Annotated in this window: 13 protein-coding genes, 3 tRNA genes and 1 pseudogene; 6 read left to right on the top strand and 11 right to left on the bottom strand. The window is 33.6% G+C overall.

Annotation, left to right across the window (positions count from 1 at the left end; translation table 11 throughout):
- Nucleotides 1-37: 37 nt before the first annotated feature.
- The gene (locus M2326_RS14745; RefSeq protein ID WP_264620310.1) at nt 38-1,813 is read left to right on the top strand and encodes a discoidin domain-containing protein; all 1,776 of its coding nucleotides are present in this window, start codon (nt 38-40) and stop codon (nt 1,811-1,813) included.
- A 490-nt stretch (nt 1,814-2,303) separates the two neighbouring features.
- Here the strand turns inward: M2326_RS14745 and M2326_RS14740 are convergent, their stop codons facing one another.
- Together M2326_RS14740 and M2326_RS14735 are read right to left on the bottom strand one after the other, a co-directional pair.
- Complete coding sequence (locus M2326_RS14740; RefSeq protein ID WP_264620309.1) at nt 2,304-3,065, bottom strand: C40 family peptidase; 762 nt, start codon at nt 3,063-3,065, stop codon at nt 2,304-2,306.
- Between the two features lie 71 nt (nt 3,066-3,136).
- A complete protein-coding gene (locus M2326_RS14735) occupies nt 3,137-4,315 on the bottom strand; it encodes an acetyl-CoA C-acyltransferase (protein ID WP_264620308.1) in 1,179 nt (392 codons plus the stop codon).
- Between the two features lie 244 nt (nt 4,316-4,559).
- Between M2326_RS14735 and M2326_RS14730 the strand changes: the two genes are divergently transcribed.
- From M2326_RS14730 to M2326_RS14720, 3 genes are all read left to right on the top strand, one after another.
- A tRNA-Ser gene (locus tag M2326_RS14730) sits at nt 4,560-4,643 on the top strand.
- Nucleotides 4,644-4,688: 45 nt separating this feature from the next.
- Nucleotides 4,689-4,763: transfer RNA gene (locus M2326_RS14725), tRNA-Pro, on the top strand.
- A 39-nt stretch (nt 4,764-4,802) separates the two neighbouring features.
- Nucleotides 4,803-4,876, top strand: a tRNA-Arg gene (locus M2326_RS14720).
- Between the two features lie 284 nt (nt 4,877-5,160).
- Here the strand turns inward: M2326_RS14720 and M2326_RS14715 are convergent.
- Both M2326_RS14715 and M2326_RS14710 read right to left on the bottom strand, forming a co-directional pair.
- Nucleotides 5,161-7,674, bottom strand: a complete 2,514-nt coding sequence (locus M2326_RS14715) for a toxin-antitoxin system YwqK family antitoxin (protein WP_264620307.1) — start codon at nt 7,672-7,674, stop codon at nt 5,161-5,163.
- Between the two features lie 137 nt (nt 7,675-7,811).
- Nucleotides 7,812-7,937, bottom strand: coding sequence for a hypothetical protein (locus M2326_RS14710; RefSeq protein ID WP_264620306.1), 126 nt, complete (start codon nt 7,935-7,937; stop codon nt 7,812-7,814).
- 112 nt (nt 7,938-8,049) lie between these two features.
- Here M2326_RS14710 and M2326_RS14705 point away from each other — a divergent pair, with 112 nt between their 5' ends.
- The gene (locus M2326_RS14705; RefSeq protein ID WP_264620305.1) at nt 8,050-9,333 is read left to right on the top strand and encodes a DEAD/DEAH box helicase; all 1,284 of its coding nucleotides are present in this window, start codon (nt 8,050-8,052) and stop codon (nt 9,331-9,333) included.
- Between the two features lie 155 nt (nt 9,334-9,488).
- Here M2326_RS14705 and M2326_RS14700 read toward each other — a convergent pair whose 3' ends face one another.
- On the bottom strand, nt 9,489-9,908 hold the full coding sequence (locus M2326_RS14700; RefSeq protein WP_264620304.1) for a YidH family protein: 420 nt from the start codon (nt 9,906-9,908) through the stop codon (nt 9,489-9,491).
- Nucleotides 9,909-10,306: 398 nt separating this feature from the next.
- Here M2326_RS14700 and M2326_RS14695 point away from each other — a divergent pair, with 398 nt between their 5' ends.
- A complete protein-coding gene (locus tag M2326_RS14695; RefSeq protein ID WP_264620303.1) occupies nt 10,307-11,818 on the top strand; it encodes a DEAD/DEAH box helicase in 1,512 nt (503 codons plus the stop codon).
- Nucleotides 11,819-12,361: 543 nt separating this feature from the next.
- Here M2326_RS14695 and M2326_RS14690 read toward each other — a convergent pair.
- The 6 genes and pseudogenes from M2326_RS14690 to M2326_RS14665 all read right to left on the bottom strand — a co-directional run bounded on the left by M2326_RS14690 (nt 12,362) and on the right by M2326_RS14665 (nt 16,257).
- Nucleotides 12,362-12,661: a helix-turn-helix domain-containing protein gene (locus tag M2326_RS14690; RefSeq protein WP_264620302.1), complete on the bottom strand. Its 300-nt coding sequence runs from the start codon at nt 12,659-12,661 to the stop codon at nt 12,362-12,364.
- A gap of 4 nt (nt 12,662-12,665) precedes the next feature.
- Nucleotides 12,666-12,845: pseudogene (locus M2326_RS14685) on the bottom strand (type II toxin-antitoxin system RelE/ParE family toxin); the annotation flags it as partial.
- Between the two features lie 483 nt (nt 12,846-13,328).
- Complete coding sequence (locus tag M2326_RS14680; protein WP_264620301.1) at nt 13,329-13,676, bottom strand: HepT-like ribonuclease domain-containing protein; 348 nt, start codon at nt 13,674-13,676, stop codon at nt 13,329-13,331.
- Nucleotides 13,669-13,968, bottom strand: a complete 300-nt coding sequence (locus M2326_RS14675) for a nucleotidyltransferase family protein (RefSeq protein ID WP_108741644.1) — start codon at nt 13,966-13,968, stop codon at nt 13,669-13,671. Before M2326_RS14675 ends, M2326_RS14680 begins: the two co-directional genes overlap by 8 nt.
- Nucleotides 13,969-14,233: 265 nt before the next feature.
- The gene (locus tag M2326_RS14670) at nt 14,234-15,328 is read right to left on the bottom strand and encodes a hypothetical protein (protein WP_264620300.1); all 1,095 of its coding nucleotides are present in this window, start codon (nt 15,326-15,328) and stop codon (nt 14,234-14,236) included.
- Complete coding sequence (locus tag M2326_RS14665) at nt 15,328-16,257, bottom strand: hypothetical protein (protein WP_264620299.1); 930 nt, start codon at nt 16,255-16,257, stop codon at nt 15,328-15,330. Before M2326_RS14665 ends, M2326_RS14670 begins: the two co-directional genes overlap by 1 nt.
- Nucleotides 16,258-16,360: the final 103 nt, after the last annotated feature.

The raw sequence follows: 16,360 nt of genomic DNA, 5'->3' as shown, positions 1-16,360 counted from the left end.
AAGTTTCTATAAGAAGCTTTTAAAAAGTGTAAAAAACATGAAAAATACTCGTAATTATTTAATAATTCTTTTTTTATTTGTTACTGTTAGCTGCTTTTTTGAAAGTAATGCACAACAAAAAACATACTGCAACCCTATAAATATAGATTACGGATATTGTCCTATTCCAGATTTTGTGATGCAAGGTAAACACCGTGCAACGGCAGATCCGGTAATCACTTTTTTCAAAGGAGAATATTATTTGTTTTCGACCAATCAATGGGGATATTGGCATAGTAAGGATATGTTGGATTGGAAATTTATTTCTCGAAAATTTCTTAGACCTGAGCATAAAGTATATGACGAATTGTGTGCTCCTTCTTTATCATTTGTAAATGATACTCTTTTAGTCGTAGGTTCGACATATGGCAAAGAATTTCCTATTTGGATGAGCAAAAATCCTTCTAAGGATGATTGGAAAGAATTGGTACATAAATCAGAGACTGGAGCTTGGGATCCTCAAATTTTCTGGGACAAGGAGAAAGACGCCGTTTACGAATATTATGGTTCTAGTAATTTATACCCTTTGTATGGAGTGAAATTAAATAGAAAAACTTTTCAGCCCGAAGGAGAAGTAATTCCGTTAATCTCTTTGAATGACGACGAACATGGTTGGGAACGATTTGGAGAAAATAATGATAATACGTTTATGCAACCTTTTATGGAAGGTGCTTTTATGACCAAGTATAACAATACATATTACCTTCAATATGGTGGTCCAGGAACCGAGTTCAGTGGGTATGGCGACGGAGTTTACATCAGTAATAATCCGTTAGGGCCGTTTGAATATCAATCGCACAACCCGTTTTCGTATAAGCCAGGTGGGTTTGCAAGGGGTGCAGGACATGGAGCGACTTATCAAGATGCAAATGATTCTTATTGGCATGTTTCATCAATTGTCATAGGAACTAAAAATAATTTCGAAAGACGCCTCGGAATTTGGCCAGCTGGTTTTGATAAAGAGGGTATTTTATATTCGAATACAGCCTACGGTGACTATCCTACTTTTTTGCCTTCGCAGAAGAAAAATCATTTAAACGAAAATTTTTCTGGTTGGATGTTATTGAATTACAATAAACCTGTTCAGGTATCATCAACTTTGGGAGGTTTTCAGGCTAATAATGCAGTAAGCGAAGATATTAAAACCTATTGGTCTGCCAAGTCAGGGAATAAAGGAGAATGGTTCATTTCTGACTTGGGAGAGAAAAGCACGATCAAAGCCATTCAAATTAATTATGCCGATCAAGATGCCGACATCATGGGTAAGCCAGAAAGTACTACAGGACATAAATATGTTTTGTACTATTCAGAGAATAATAAAGATTGGAAAATTTTAGTTGATAATAGTAAGAACGACAAAGAAGTTCCTCATGATTATATCGAACTAGATAAGCCAATTCAAGCACGATTTGTAAAAATCGAAAATATTCAGATGCCAACAGGGAAATTTGCGTTGTCGGGTTTAAGAATTTTCGGAAAAGGGAGAGGTCAAGCACCAAATGCCGTTGATAAATTCATCAGCTTACGATCTGCACCAAGGATTAAGGGAGAAAGACGCAATGTATGGTTAAAATGGCAACAAGAACCATCGGCAGATGGTTATGTGATTTATTTTGGCAAATCGCCAGATAAATTATATGGTTCGATTATGGTATACGGAAAAAATGAATATTATTTTAATGGTTTGGATCGTACGGATACTTACTATTTTCAAATTGAAGCTTTTAATAATAACGGAATTGGACCAAAATCTCAAATTAAAATAGCGGAATAATATTTTTAAAATATATAAGTTTTAGTTCTGCAGTGACGCGCTGAGTTAAATCAGTGGTTCGCAAAGATTTTGTCTTATTGCAGTTTTAAACTACTTAAGAAATAGTATGCTTTGCATTTTGTATGTGTAATTTATAAAATGTGGTCCATTAGTTTGTAGTCTTAAATGGTTTTTAAACAAATGGTTATAAAACAGTACTATAAAATAAAAGTAACGAAGGTTGAATAGAATCATTTTTGGTTCCTTTTTTTCGAAGGAGTTGGTTTTGAAGAAAGATGTTTTAATTTTTATCGAATAGTTCTTTATTACGGATTTGCCCCTGATGGTAGTGGTAGCCCTGACTGAAAAAGTCTATTTTTTATGGGAGCGGCAGAGCGACCATAGGAAGCTCCTGCCGTGACCTAGTAAAAAAAGACTTTTGAGAGAAGGCTATAGCGGACAGCAGGATTGGGCACAAAAAAAGCGAAAACTATTTGTTTCCGCTTTGGTGTTATATTATTTTTTTGATTACTCTTAATTTATGGGTATGTCTGTTGGTTTCGGGATTGTAAATCCCCAAGTGGTCTAGGCGGTCGATGCGTATTTTTCCGCTGGCATGTATGATGTAATTGTCGGCCATGATAATGCCTACATGGGTAATATTTCCTTCGTCATTATCGAAAAAGGCTAAGTCTCCCGGCTCACTTTCTTCAATAAAGCTTAGTGGCTCGCCTTGTGCTGCTTGCTGTGAAGCATCACGCAGGAGTTTATAGCCATTTAGTTTGTATACCATTTGTGTAAATCCAGAGCAATCTACTCCAAAAGGCGTTTTACCGCCCCATAAATAGGGTGCGTTGAGGTATAGATAAGCTGTATTGATGAGGTTGGACTTGTCGTTAATGCCCTTGACTTTGGTTCCTTCAAATTCGAAGTTGGCAGTGTTTATTTCGGGATTGTCTATGAACGATAGAGAAGCACCCAGTGGAATAGGGATCAATTGATTGGTTGGTGTGGTGACGTATTCAATCAGATCGGCATTGAGAACGATGGTGTCATTGCTCAATTGATCATAATTGATTTCGGAGAGGAGCTGGCATTGTTTGGAGTCGATCCAGCCTTCGTATCCATCATATTGCAATTGGATGCGGTACCATTGTTTGAGTTGTTCCAGGACTTTGAAATGTTCTCCAAAGAGTACTTGGGAGACGATTTCAGATCGATCCGACGGTTCAAACCGAAGGGGGATTATAGCCAGGTTGCAAATTCCGAACATGTAGTGTTGTTTATGAGTTGAGTTCCAATTTTTATTCTTTTCTAAAGGATGACTTGGAACAAATTTAGTATTTATGCTTTTTCGATTATCATAGCCGATGCGCCACCACCGCCGTTACAAATAGCTGCGGCACCAATTTTGGCTTTATTTTGATCCAAAACATTGATCAAAGTTACTAAAATTCGTGCTCCAGAACAGCCTAAAGGGTGGCCTAGAGAAACGGCTCCACCGTTCACGTTAATTTTTTTGGAGTCTAAATTTAGAATTTTTGCATTCGCCAATCCTACGACAGCAAAAGCTTCGTTAAATTCAAAATAATCAACATGATCTTGTGTGATTCCAGCTTTTTCCAACGCTTTAGGCAATGCTTTGGACGGGCTTGTAGTGAACCACTGTGGTTCTTGTGCGGCATCTGCATAACCATTGATGTAAGCCAAAGGTTTCAGGTCAAGGCTTGCGGCTTTTTCTTCGCTCATCAATATCAAAGCTGCGGCTCCATCATTAATGGTTGAAGCATTGGCTGCGGTAACGGTTCCGTCTGGGCTAAAAACGGCTCTTAGCGATGGAATTTTTTCAATCATTACGTTAGAGAACTCTTCGTCTTTACTGATGATGATAGGTTCGCCTTTGCGCTGCTTAACAGCCACAGGAATGATTTCGTTATCAAATTTACCATTTGCCCAAGCGTTTGCAGAGCGAGTGTAGGATTCTATTGCGTAAGCATCTTGCTCTTCACGTGATATTTTGTATTCTGTTGCGCAGAGATCTGCGCAAACTCCCATGGCTTGGTTATTATAAGCGTCGGTAAGACCGTCTTTCTGCATTCCGTCAACAAAGGTAGCTGGACCAAATTTTGTCGCGTTACGTAGATTTGCGTAGTGCGGAATTAGGCTCATGTTTTCCATTCCTCCGGCTACTACTATTTCTGCGTCGCCGCAAGCAATGGCTTGGGCAGCAAACATGACGGCTTTCATTCCAGAGGCACACACTTTGTTTACGGTAGTACAGGGAACGGTATTAGGTAAACCTGCCAACATTGCGGCTTGTCGTGCGGGTGCTTGTCCAGCGCCAGCTTGCACGACTTGTCCCATATATACTTCGTTTATTAATGTTGGATCTAATTTTATTTTTTCCAAAGCACCTTTTATGGCTATTGCTCCTAGTTCGGTTGCTGGAATAGAGGATAGGCCTCCCATGAAACTTCCTATTGGTGTTCTTACTGCAGAAACGATTACAATCCTTGTGCTCATTTGAGTTGTTTTTTTTGGTTAGCTAAGCAAATTTAATGTTTTTTGAACAATTTTTTGATTTTGATTCAATGATTGTCCGAATTAGAATTTATTATTTAGAAAAGTAAAACTCTATATATTTGATAGTGAATGTCTTTGGGATTATTATTAAAAAACTTTAAAAAAAAGTACCAGAATACTTGTGAGAAACGTAAACATGTCTTAAATTTGCAACCGCAAAACGAAACAAGTTTTTCTGAGCTTAGGAGGGGTGCCAGAGTGGTAATGGAGCAGTTTGCTAAACTGTCATCGGGTAACCGGTGCCAGGGTTCGAGTCCCTGTCCCTCCGCAGATTTTAAAGCCTAGGTTTTAAAATTATTATTGAAAATTGTTACGGGGTGTAGCGTAGCTCGGTTATCGCGCCTGCTTTGGGAGCAGGAGGCCGCAGGTTCGAATCCTGCCACCCCGACAATAAAAACTTTTACCATTTAAGTTTTAAAAGAAAAATGGAGGCATAGCTCAGCTGGATAGAGCACCTGCCTTCTAAGCAGGCGGTCGAAGGTTCGAATCCTTCTGCCTTCACAAGAAACCGATACATTTTGTATCGGTTTTTTTTGTTTAAAAGAGTTTTGAAATTTGCAAATGGAAGAACCTCGGAATAATTTTAAAAAACAAAAAAATAGTTACTAGGGTAATGCGTACCAATTCAGTATTGCGACGTTTAATAGCTCAAAAGCAAAAACTATTACTTATTCTAGGTTTAGCCTGTTTTACCTTATTTATTTCGAATGCCAAAACTTTAATTTAATATCAATCCCTAAGTAATTACTAATTATCTTAGGAAATGTAAGGATATACTTTTTCATTTAACGATTTATCTTGCTATCTAAAATTTCTGACAACTTTTTTGTTTCAGTTTTTAGAGTAGTGAAGGTAATATTTTTGACAATATGAATAGATTTACTATTGTAATACAATTGTAAATCATATGTATTATTGGGGTTTTGTTTAATATGGATTCCTATGATTCCTTGAGATTTATCATCGGTTTTAAGACCAGCAATGATGTTATTTTCTTTTGAATCTCCATTAAATTTCAAAAAGGAATAGAATTTATCTTCGGATGTCAAGATATTTGCAATCGTCTCAAAATAGTCTTTGACTGTGTTCTTGTCATACATTAAGTTGGAGTATATTTTAAAGAGAATATCTAAATTACCGTTCTCCTCATTGGCTCCGAACTCCATCATTTTTTGAGACTCGATGTCTAGGGCAACAACAGTTTCATTTTTGATCATGTATATACGGTTGGCGCTTTTCGGTAAGGAGGCATTTATATCTCTATAATCAATGGTGTTTGTGGTTATTACTTTATCATTCAAAAGAATGCTTTTTATTAATTTATTGTTTTTTTCTTCGATGATGATTTTTCCTTTTGATTGGTATTCAGTGATTTCAATCGAATTTCCAACCATAGCGAAACGAATTCGATTGAAATAATGTACCGCAAAGACATCCCAATCTATAGAGTGCAAAACTCCACTTTTCCAGGTTTTGGTGATGAAGGTTTTGCTTTCTTTTCGGTATTCCATTCCATCAAAAACTTTTCCGTTTTTGTAGGTCGATTTCAAATCATATTCAGGAAAATGATATTTCTCCATATTCTTTAAATAATCATTTGAATATTGGTATTTTATTTCTCCTTTTTCATAATATTCAACAGTTTTAAATTCATTTTTCTTTTCGGAAAAATACCCGTCAAAAGGTTTACCGTTATTGTATATTCCAACATATTCGGTTTGTGGATGATCTGTTAATAGAAACTGTTGTATGTATGTTACCTTGACAGGAAGATTATTCTTTAACTGAAGTACTACCTTTTGAACTTTGCTTTGGTAACTATTGTGGGTGATTTGTTCTATTAATTCACCACTGTGGTAAGTGAGTGTTTCGTTTTCTCCGCTTAAGGTACCTTCATAAGGTTTGTCGTCTTTATAGTTAATGGTTGATTTTACTTTACCATTGTCATAAAAAATATATTCTCCATTTTTCATTCCGTTATGAATTGTGTAGGTTTCAGAAGGACTTCGATAATCATTATCAAAAATGATTTGCTTTCCTATTTTTTTGAAATCAGCAACCTGTATGATTTCGTTATTATCACTTGTGTCATTTTTGATAAAAAAAGAACCCTCAAACGGTTTTCCATCTTTGTAAATTCCTTCAGTAATAGTACTATCCGATTTAGTTTTTGCGATCACATTCCCAACCTGTAAACCATTTTTGTAGGTCGAATAAATATAAACATCCGACTTAAATTGAATTTTGAAATTACCTTCAAACGGAGCTCCTTGTTTATATACTATTTTCTTTTGTACTATACCAAGGTCGTTAAACTCTAATATTTCTCCCTCTTTCTGGCCATTTTTGTAGTTGGCAATCATTTTCAATTTGCCATTGACATGATAATTTGTTATTTTTCCATTGATGCGTTGATTGATAACAGGCGTCTCGGACTTTAGTCCAACAACAAAATCATTTTGGGTATAGTACTCGTAAGTGATTCCGTTTTTAATGGTATTGCCATACTGGATATTTTCTTTCGATAAGTCTTGCAATAATTGATTGGTAGTGCTGTAGTTTTTTTGTGAAATAAGTTCGATTTCGTTAGGTTCGTACTTCTTCTGTTTGTACCCTTTAATTTGAGCCAAATGATTTCCCTTTAACCAAAAAGCTTTTTCGAAAATAGTAATTTTTGGCTGTGTAACTATTTTTGAGGATACAGCCTCTTCTGGTATATCGTTTTCATAAACCATTACGGCTTGCGGTTTTATGTCTATTATTTCTTCATTCAAAAAAGAGGTGCCATAATAATCATTCGATATATCAAGGTGTGAAAAATCTCCCGAGATAGGTTGTCCTCTTTTGTAGGTTCCTGTGAGTAAAATAGTTCCGTCTTTATTATAAATAGTGGTATTGCCGTGTTTTATTTCGTCTTCGTACTGAATTTTTTTCCATAATTTTCCATCAGGATAATAGTAAGTTAGTTCTGGTGCAGTGGAGGTATTGTAGTATTGCGAAAAATTAAGGTCTAGACCATTCACATCATACCAGTGAATGTCTCCAATATATTTGTCTTGGTTCACTTTGAGTACATACCCCTGCATTTGCCTGTTGCCATTTTTGTAGAAATCTTCGATTAAAACCAAATTCCCCAATTTTTTTAAGGGTAGTGGTCTATAAAAGGAGTGGTTTTCTTTGGTGGTTGGTTTCCATTGGGCATCGTAATAAATCATACTTTTTTCTTGTGAAAAAATGGAAGTACCAATACAGAAAAACAAAATTAGGAACGGTACTTTTATGAATTGAGGTACTTGCATGTATAGATTTTTTTCTCGTTTTGCGAGTGGAATGAATTGTGCTCTTTAGAAAAAGCAATATAATTTCGATTGTATTTCATCTTTATAGTAGCATTTTACTATATGATTTCACAAATATAGTTAATTACAGCATGAAATTAGGAACGAGTAAAAGGGGTTTCTGATGGAGAAAAGCGAGTGTTTGGATTTATTTTCGAAAATAAACCTTGATAGAGGAGACCTGTACAGATCAATTGTATCGAATAATGGCTAGTTTTTGGCATTTTTTAAGCAAAATCAAGTATTTAAAATCTAATCTTAAAATATAGGTGTACCTTTGCAGACTATTATAAGGAGTGGCCTAACTATTTAGGGTTTACTTCATAAACACTTTATATGTCATTTCAATCATTAGGCTTGTCTGCAGCCTTGCTAAAAGCAATTAGCAAAAAAGGATACACAACCCCTTCGCCAATTCAACAAAAAGCTATTCCACCCGTATTACAAGGTAAAGATGTATTAGCTTCTGCGCAAACCGGTACTGGAAAAACGGCTGGATTTACTCTGCCTGTTTTACACTTATTGTCTGAAAATCCGAAAGAAAAATTCAGACCGATTCGTGCCTTAATTTTAACACCAACTCGTGAGCTTGCAGCACAGGTATATGCCAATGTACAGGAATATAGTGAATTTTTGGATTTACGATCTGCAGTAATTTTTGGAGGTGTAAATCAAAAACCACAAGCAGCGACTATTCGTCAAGGTGTAGATATTTTGGTAGCGACACCAGGGCGTTTATTGGATTTAGAAAAACAAGGATTACTGTCGCTTAAGCGTGTAGAAATTTTTGTTTTGGACGAGGCAGATCGTATGTTGGATATGGGCTTTTTGCGTGACATTGAACGTGTGATCAAAATGATGCCAGTGAAACGTCAAAATTTGATGTTTTCTGCAACTTTTTCTAAGGATATCAAAAAATTAGCAGTTGGGATTTTGCAAAATCCTGTACAAGTAGAAGCAACACCCGAGAACACTACTGTGGATGCAATAGATCAAAAAGTGTATAGAGTTGCCAAAGATTTGAAAGCCGATTTGATGATCAAGTTAATTTCTGAAGGGAACTGGAAGCAAGTTTTGGTTTTTACCCGTACCAAACATGGTGCAAATAATCTTTGCGAAAAATTGGCTAAATCTGGAATTAGTGGAGCAGCCATTCACGGAAATAAAAGTCAAGGAGCAAGAACTAAAGCTTTGGCAGGTTTCAAAGATGGAAGCTTACGCGTTTTGGTAGCGACTGATATTGCAGCCCGTGGATTGGATATTCCGTTATTGCCACACGTTATTAACTATGAGATTCCAAATATCCCTGAGGATTATGTGCATCGTATTGGTAGAACAGGTAGAGCAGGAGCGAGTGGAGAAGCTTTGTCACTTGTCAGTTCTGACGAATTAACTTTTTTGAAGGATATTGAAAAGTTAATCGAAATGAAACTTCCAGTAGAAATGGTCAAAGGTTTTGAACCAGATCCAAACGAATCAACTGAGCCTGTAAAAATGGGACGTGGGAGTCAAAGTAGAGCACCTAGAAATAGTGCAAAACCATCTGGTAGTGGCAATAGAAATTCTGGTAGCGATAATCGTTCTAGAGCTCCAAAACGTACTAACGACAGACGAAATTAAAAGAATTCTGTATTTCTACTTTTATTATAGTGGACAAAAAAGTTCTCAATTTATATAGAACGTGCAATTAAAATAGTTAACGGAGGATTTCAAGTACGCTTGAAGTCCTCCGTTTTTTTGTTTTCTAGTACCGCCAATTACTACTTTCTTGGACACTAATTAGTACTTTCGATTAAATACAAAATTAGCAGCATACTTATAGTAAAAATGATAAAGGTCATCGAGAAAATTAGCTTGGAGGAGGATTGGAAGGTTTCCTCGTTTAACTGCTTTTCTGTTTGCTTGTACTTAAGGTACGAAAACAACATAACTATCGCTCCAACCGCGACCAGCAAGATCCCGATCATGGACGAATAACCATGTGGAGCAGGAAGACTACCTTTTTTTCCAATCAATAGCGAAATCTGTTTGATGAATAACGAAAATTTAACCACCACAAAACCAAAAGCCATGATGCCGATACTTGTTCTTATCCATGCCAATAGTGTGCGCTCATTGGCTAGGTGTTCTCTTGCATTTTGTGGTTTGGCAAATGGAGCATTCAAACCTATGTCTGTAGTAGTGTCTTCGTTCATTTTTTATCTTATTAAAGTAAGGGTCCTAATTTTTTTTTAGGATGACCTGCATTTTTTTACAAAAATACTTATTCTTGTAGTAATTTCTTAATTTGCAGCTCTATTTTATTACCTCATTAACCTTCAAAAATTGCTCTTTTAGGTTTTAATTATAAACTAGTTCTATAGTATGCTATACTTCTACAATTTCAATTATTTTTAATCTTAATCCTATAATAATCTCCGTGAATAGTGTAAAATGTTCCGAGCTAAAACAGGCTACTTTTATTTCTAGAAATAAAATAAATAAGTGCACCTAACATGCTGAAGTAGTATTGCTAATTTCGACAAAAATATTTGGAGTTGCCCTCTAATTTTATCATTCGAAATAGATACTACTACAGATCATTTTTAAGATTATGAAAAATGCCATTCAAAATGCGACCCTGTTTTATGATTATCAGCAAAAAGATATCGAAACAATATTTACTAATATAGAACGTAAGCCAAATCAGAAATTAGTGTATCAATTGCCTACTGGCGGTGGTAAGACAATGATATTTTCTGAAATTACAAGAAAGTATTTATCACAATACGATAAGCAGGTGATGATTTTGACGCACCGCAATGAATTGTGCAAACAGACTTCTACCACCTTAAAAAAACTAACAGTTCAAAATAAAATCATTGGTAGTAAGACCAAAAAATTTAAGACAAATGCTAGCTGTTATGTTGCTATGGTTGAAACTTTGAGAAACAGAATTAAAGAAAAAAAAATCAACACCAAAAATGTTGGCTTGCTAATCATTGATGAAGCGCACCATAATTCGTTTAGAAAACTGTCAAAGAAGTTTAAAAATGCATTTATAATAGGAGCCACGGCAACACCTTTTAGTTCAGATGTTTCTAAGCCTATGAATGCTTATTATGACAGTTTAATTACGGGTGAAAGCATTGCAAATTTAATCGATAACGGATTTTTGGCTAAGCCAAAATCTTATGAATACGAAATAGAACTCAATACTTTAAAAACTGGAATTCATGGTGATTTTACGGTTAGCTCCTCTAACGAACTTTACGGTTCCAACGTTATGCAAGACCTGTTGTTGCAAGCGTATAGAGACAATGCAGATGGTAAAAAAACCTTGATTTTTAATAACGGAATTGCAGTATCCAAGCAAGTTGAAGAAAATTTTAAAACCGCGGGTATTCCTGTGAGACATTTAGATAACAAAACGACCGCAGAAGAGCGAAAAGAAATATTGCAGTGGTTTAAAAAGACAAAAAATGCGGTACTGACATCGGTTTCTATTTTAACCACTGGCTTTGACGAACCTACAGTGAAACACATCATCTTGAATAGAGCGACCACTTCAATAACCTTGTACCACCAAATGGTAGGACGTGGTGCAAGAAGATTAAAATCCAAGAAAACCTTCGGAATTACAGATTTAGGTAATAACATTCAGCGTTTTGGTGCATGGGAAGCTCCATTAGATTGGAAATACATTTTTGAGTACCCAGATGACTTTGCTAAACAATTACGGTATCAAGTAGTAAGTACTTCGTCGTCACAATCCAATGCCATCACAGCAGAGATGCGAAGCCATTTTCCCAAAACGTTAGAGTTGACTTTTGATATAGATAGTCACTTTCAAGAGGCACTAGATATGGACAAAAAACACAAAACAGTTATACAAGAATCGATACGGCAGCAAGTAAAAATGTGCTTGGACAATGGCGAAAGTCTGAGTCATGCCTTAGAATTAGCAGCAATCCTGCATCCGGAAGTGGTGTGGCGCGTGAAACAATATGTAAAATGTTTGGAAAGCGCCAGTCCTAGTTATAAAAATTGGTTGATGGAAGATTATCAAAATCGATTGGAAGGTTTGATTAAAAAACTCTATCCAAAAATTCACGCAGTAGACTAGACGGCTCTAAGTTCTATAACTCCGAATAAATTGTTTTTAGAAAAAATAATCTAAGATTATTTCAAATAATAAAGCCCAACATAAAAAGTGGTGATTGACTGTCTGCATCAACCTTGAGACAGCTATTTATTACTCACTGCTAAAATTATTTTTAAGATAGTATCTGAATAGGTAAACTTATTTTAAAACGATACACGGGGAAGTTTTAAAGCCAATATGGTTTCTAAGAATAAAGGAACCATTGATTTCCGTAAGTTCGAGTGGTAATAAGAAGCGGAGCACCATAAAAAGGCATCAAGAACTATATTCGTTTTTAGGAACTATTTCCTGCTGTTCGTTACACTATTTTTCATAAAAGTCCCCATTTCCCATGTCGCAAAAAGAGCTTCTTTCAGTCGCTTTTTTGCTCCAGGAAATGGGGACTTTTATTTCAAAATGATTTTCACTACCATCAGGGTTAGGGGAGTTGGGTAGGTATTGACGATAGCGGAATAAATTTGTAAACTTATTTTAGGACGAGACGATTGTGTGTTGTGATTTTATTTACAAAAAAGTTAGCCCAATACGTTTGTTTAGCCCTAATTCAAAAATTCTAATTAGAGTAGAAAGTTGAATATTACCTTTTCCGTTTTCAAGTCTCGAGATGTAACTTTTTTTAGTTCCAGTTCTTTCTGCTAATTGTTCTTGAGTGATTTTTGCTTCTTTTCTAGCCTCTTTCAGCATTTCACTGATAATAAACATCTGCGATTTTTCTTCGTGACTATTTCTACTTTCAGTTCCGATTTTTCCATGTTCAACCTCAATAAGTTGGTCAAAATTTGTTATTCCTTTATACTTTTCCATTCTGTTAGTTTTTTTGTTGAAAATACTCATTCATTAAAATCAATGCTTTATCCAATTCATTTTTTGGTGCTTTTTGAGTTTTCTTTTGAAAACCATTAAAAAGTACAACCAATTTTCCTTTGTCAAAACAGCAAAATATTCTGTAAATATTTGACTGATATTCAATTCTGATTTCATAAAGTCCATTTGTTCCAGTTAAATGTTTTAAAAATTTCTAAGGAACCTTTTCAACTTGTTTAATTAACTCCGGAACATATTTTATTTTCTCTTATACTTTTCCATCTTGTTTTTGGAAAAAATCAATAAAATGATTTTCGAAAAATATAATTTGTCTGCTCATTCTACAAAGTTATCTCAAAAGTTAACAAATAACGAATATATACAAAATTACTTCGGAGTATTTTTGACTCTTGAGCGATTATAAAGAATTGCTGTAAACTAAGTCATTGCGACAAATAGCCTGTCCCGATTTTTCGGGAAAACAAGTACGTAAGCCGTATCAGTTGTTGATTGTAATAAGTTGCTTTTTGGACACTAATTTCCAAAACAGGATGGATAATTGGATTGTGTGCGAAGTCAGGAGACATTCCTAAAGCGGTATGATTCAAGTTTAGTTTAAATGAATAGTTTGGACAGCCGGGTATCAATCATTGACCGATGGCAGTAGTTATTTTTCGTTGATTAGATTTTCAATTTCCTGTTTAAGTTTAGGAAGATGATTTGTCAATATTGACCAAATATTTTCATCAGAAATGTTATCATAAGCATGAATTACTTGATTTCTCAAACTAATTATTGCTTTTGCATTAGTTATTCTAATTTCAAATGTCTTGTCTCGTGTAACAATTCGATTAGTTGCTTCTCCAATAATTTCTAAATCTCTTTCAACGGCTCTTTTTAACATCAAGTTGTCTCGATACTTAAAAAAATATTTTGATTCGTTTATGAAATAGCTGTCAATTTCATCGATAGCCATTTTAATATCAAATAACCATTTTAGGATTCTCTCATCCATAAATAAGCTCTTTAGATTTGTTTATGGAATTTATTAAAATTGGATTTTTAAGTGTTTGCTCTTCAAGTAAATCAACCTCTCTTCCGAATAAAATTTTTAAATTTTCTTTCAGATTTATATAGTTATCAAAATATTGAGATAAATCAAAAGGTTTGAATTTAACTAAAAAATCAATATCGCTTTTATCGTTGAAGTTTGAATTTAAAGCAGAGCCAAATAGATACATTTTGTCCACATTGTATGTTGAACAAATTGTTTTTAGACGGTCAATATTTTGTTCTATTAGGATCATAATTCAAATTTAGGAAAAAAGTTTCTATAAGTTTCCGATTCTTCGATATAATTACTGCCAACGTCAGTGTTTGAAAAAACCTCCGTTTCTTTCTCTAAGATATAAGTAAATAATTGAACTATTCGAAAGGAAGGTTATATATTAAATATGTAGTATGTCATAGGAATGCTTTGTAATCAGCTGGTTACATGCGCACAGCGGTACGATTAAAGTTTAGTTTAAATGAATACTTCGGACAGCTGGGGGCGGAGGTAGAGCGCATAATTTATTTTTTATAATGTGGATAAATTTGGTTCTTATACTTTTCAATTACTACTGCTAATTCACTGGTTATTTTGTAAACATTTGTTTTGTGTAAGCAATTATTAACATTTATTGAAAACACAAAAATTGGATTTGAAAAATCTTCGTCAATCGAGTCTGATTTAAAATGAGGAAATCCTAGATTTAAAATTATATCACCTTTTTCCATTGCAAGTTCGAAATCAAATTTAATTTTTATTCCGCTTACTAAAATTTTTGAGTAGTAGTTTTTATCTTCTAAGAAAGGATGATTTTCCAAATTATTTCCTTTTACCTTCATACTTGATATACTATCTAATAATTTATCAAAACCTTTGTAATCATCTTTATATTCTAAGTCAAGGTCTAAAATTGAGTTATATTTAAGTTGTGGAACTGAAATATGTTGAAAGGATTTAAGAAACTCTACTCGTTTTTCTGCCGAAAAATCTTCTAATCTTATTGAAAAAAAATCTTCATTTTTTTCAATGAATTGTTCTTCTTTTAAGTATTTCCGAACACGTTCAACAACAAAATCAACTACTTCTTTAGTTTCTGGTGATGTATAATCTTTATGAATTATAAGTACGTCTTTTTCCAATATAACGTCTATTTTTGCGTTTCTCTCAATTTTAGTAGAATTGTAGTTTTCTAATTGATCTTCAATTTCAATTTCAATATCTAAAGATATTTTAATTTGGTCTTTGTTGGACGAATCAATGTAAAATTCAGGAACATTTTTAAAAGAATAATTTAATTTAAATTCATTTTTTTCAATTAATTGCTCTTGTAAATTTAATTCAATTTCACAAATTTTCTCAATCTTAAAATCATTCTTGATTTTAATTGATGAATTTGTAAATTTATGTTGCTTTTCTCTAAATACTTCGCTGTTTTCTATATTGTTGAAGAGTTTTGCGTCTATTAATGTCTTTAAAAAATAAGGTAACGTAGCCTTCTTGTTTTTGGATTTAATTAAAACGCACTTACTTTTTAAAAGGTCGGAAAGTACTGTTGTATTTATTGAACTTTTCAATAAATACTGTCTTAATAAATCACCTTGTGGAACTCTTTTCATTATAAATTTTTTAAAGTTGGATTATGACCTGTAATTTCAAACTTACTCGTATTGATATTTTTTCTATACTGTAATAATATATTTTCAATTTCTGTTTGATTTTCTGACTTAACGTAATCTTTAAAAGAAAAGGATATTTTGTTTATGGAATCTAATTTATCATAATCGATTGCTAAATCAATCATTCCACTTAATATTTCTATATTAAACTCATCAGCATAATAAAATTTTAATAATAATTCATCATTTGTTTTTATTCGAGTAACAATTATAGAAGAATATAAATAATAAATTGGAATTTTTGAGCCATAATAATTTTGAATTGACGGATTAAGTCCTGAATTATGGTAAACAAAATTTACGTTATCATTTCCAAATTTTATTTTGTCATTGTAAATTGTATCTATAAAAAATGAAATTTTTTTATTGTCAATAATTATTAAATTATCAAAATCAAGATCAGAAGGAATATTATATTCTAATACATATTCGTTTAGGGATCGATAATTATCGTCTAAGTCGGAAAAATAGATTAAAATACCGATTAAATTAGTCTCTTTTATTTTTGAAAAGTTTCTCTTGAAATCGGAAAATGTTTTGCTTTTTTTAAAGCATTCCATACCATAAGCAATATCTCGTATGTGTTTACTTAATTCACTTTTCTTATATCCAACTTTTTCAGTTTTCTTTACAGATATATATCCAACATCCAAAACTCTATTCGACAATTCACTTACATCACCTATTAATCCATCAATTCCGTGAGATGTTTTGTCTGATTTTGCTTTTCCAATTTTATGATTTCCACCATTAAAACATTCAATACTTATTCCTGTTGAGATATTTTCATAGCCGAAAATTTCGGTAAATATTTTTTTAGCTACTTCTTCACCTCTTTCTCCAATTGACTTTGAAATTTCTCCTGACATAATTTTTTATTGAGGTAAGCAGTTAAATTCATATCTTTAAAGTATTGAAAAACATAGAAATAATGGAAATTTTTAAAGGTCAAAATCTCATAGAGTTCTCTGA

Origin of the sequence: Flavobacterium psychraerolatum (assembly GCF_025960985.1) — a bacterium.
In the GTDB taxonomy this organism is placed as follows: Bacteria; Bacteroidota; Bacteroidia; order Flavobacteriales; family Flavobacteriaceae; genus Flavobacterium.
The sequence above is the reverse complement of the archived record's forward strand: the minus strand, read 5'-3'. Positions and strand labels throughout refer to the sequence as shown.

Bases quoted from the DNA above. Each gene is read 5' to 3' on its own strand.
- M2326_RS14745 (WP_264620310.1), top strand. From the start codon at position 38: ATGAAAAATACTCGTAATTATTTAATAATTCTTTTTTTATTTGTTACT.
- M2326_RS14740 (WP_264620309.1), bottom strand. From the start codon at position 3,065: ATGTTCGGAATTTGCAACCTGGCTATAATCCCCCTTCGGTTTGAACCG.
- M2326_RS14735 (WP_264620308.1), bottom strand. From the start codon at position 4,315: ATGAGCACAAGGATTGTAATCGTTTCTGCAGTAAGAACACCAATAGGA.
- M2326_RS14715 (WP_264620307.1), bottom strand. From the start codon at position 7,674: ATGCAAGTACCTCAATTCATAAAAGTACCGTTCCTAATTTTGTTTTTC.
- M2326_RS14710 (WP_264620306.1), bottom strand. From the start codon at position 7,937: ATGCCAAAAACTAGCCATTATTCGATACAATTGATCTGTACAGGTCTC.
- M2326_RS14705 (WP_264620305.1), top strand. From the start codon at position 8,050: ATGTCATTTCAATCATTAGGCTTGTCTGCAGCCTTGCTAAAAGCAATT.
- M2326_RS14700 (WP_264620304.1), bottom strand. From the start codon at position 9,908: ATGAACGAAGACACTACTACAGACATAGGTTTGAATGCTCCATTTGCC.
- M2326_RS14695 (WP_264620303.1), top strand. From the start codon at position 10,307: ATGAAAAATGCCATTCAAAATGCGACCCTGTTTTATGATTATCAGCAA.
- M2326_RS14690 (WP_264620302.1), bottom strand. From the start codon at position 12,661: ATGGAAAAGTATAAAGGAATAACAAATTTTGACCAACTTATTGAGGTT.
- M2326_RS14680 (WP_264620301.1), bottom strand. From the start codon at position 13,676: ATGGATGAGAGAATCCTAAAATGGTTATTTGATATTAAAATGGCTATC.
- M2326_RS14675 (WP_108741644.1), bottom strand. From the start codon at position 13,968: ATGATCCTAATAGAACAAAATATTGACCGTCTAAAAACAATTTGTTCA.
- M2326_RS14670 (WP_264620300.1), bottom strand. From the start codon at position 15,328: ATGAAAAGAGTTCCACAAGGTGATTTATTAAGACAGTATTTATTGAAA.
- M2326_RS14665 (WP_264620299.1), bottom strand. From the start codon at position 16,257: ATGTCAGGAGAAATTTCAAAGTCAATTGGAGAAAGAGGTGAAGAAGTA.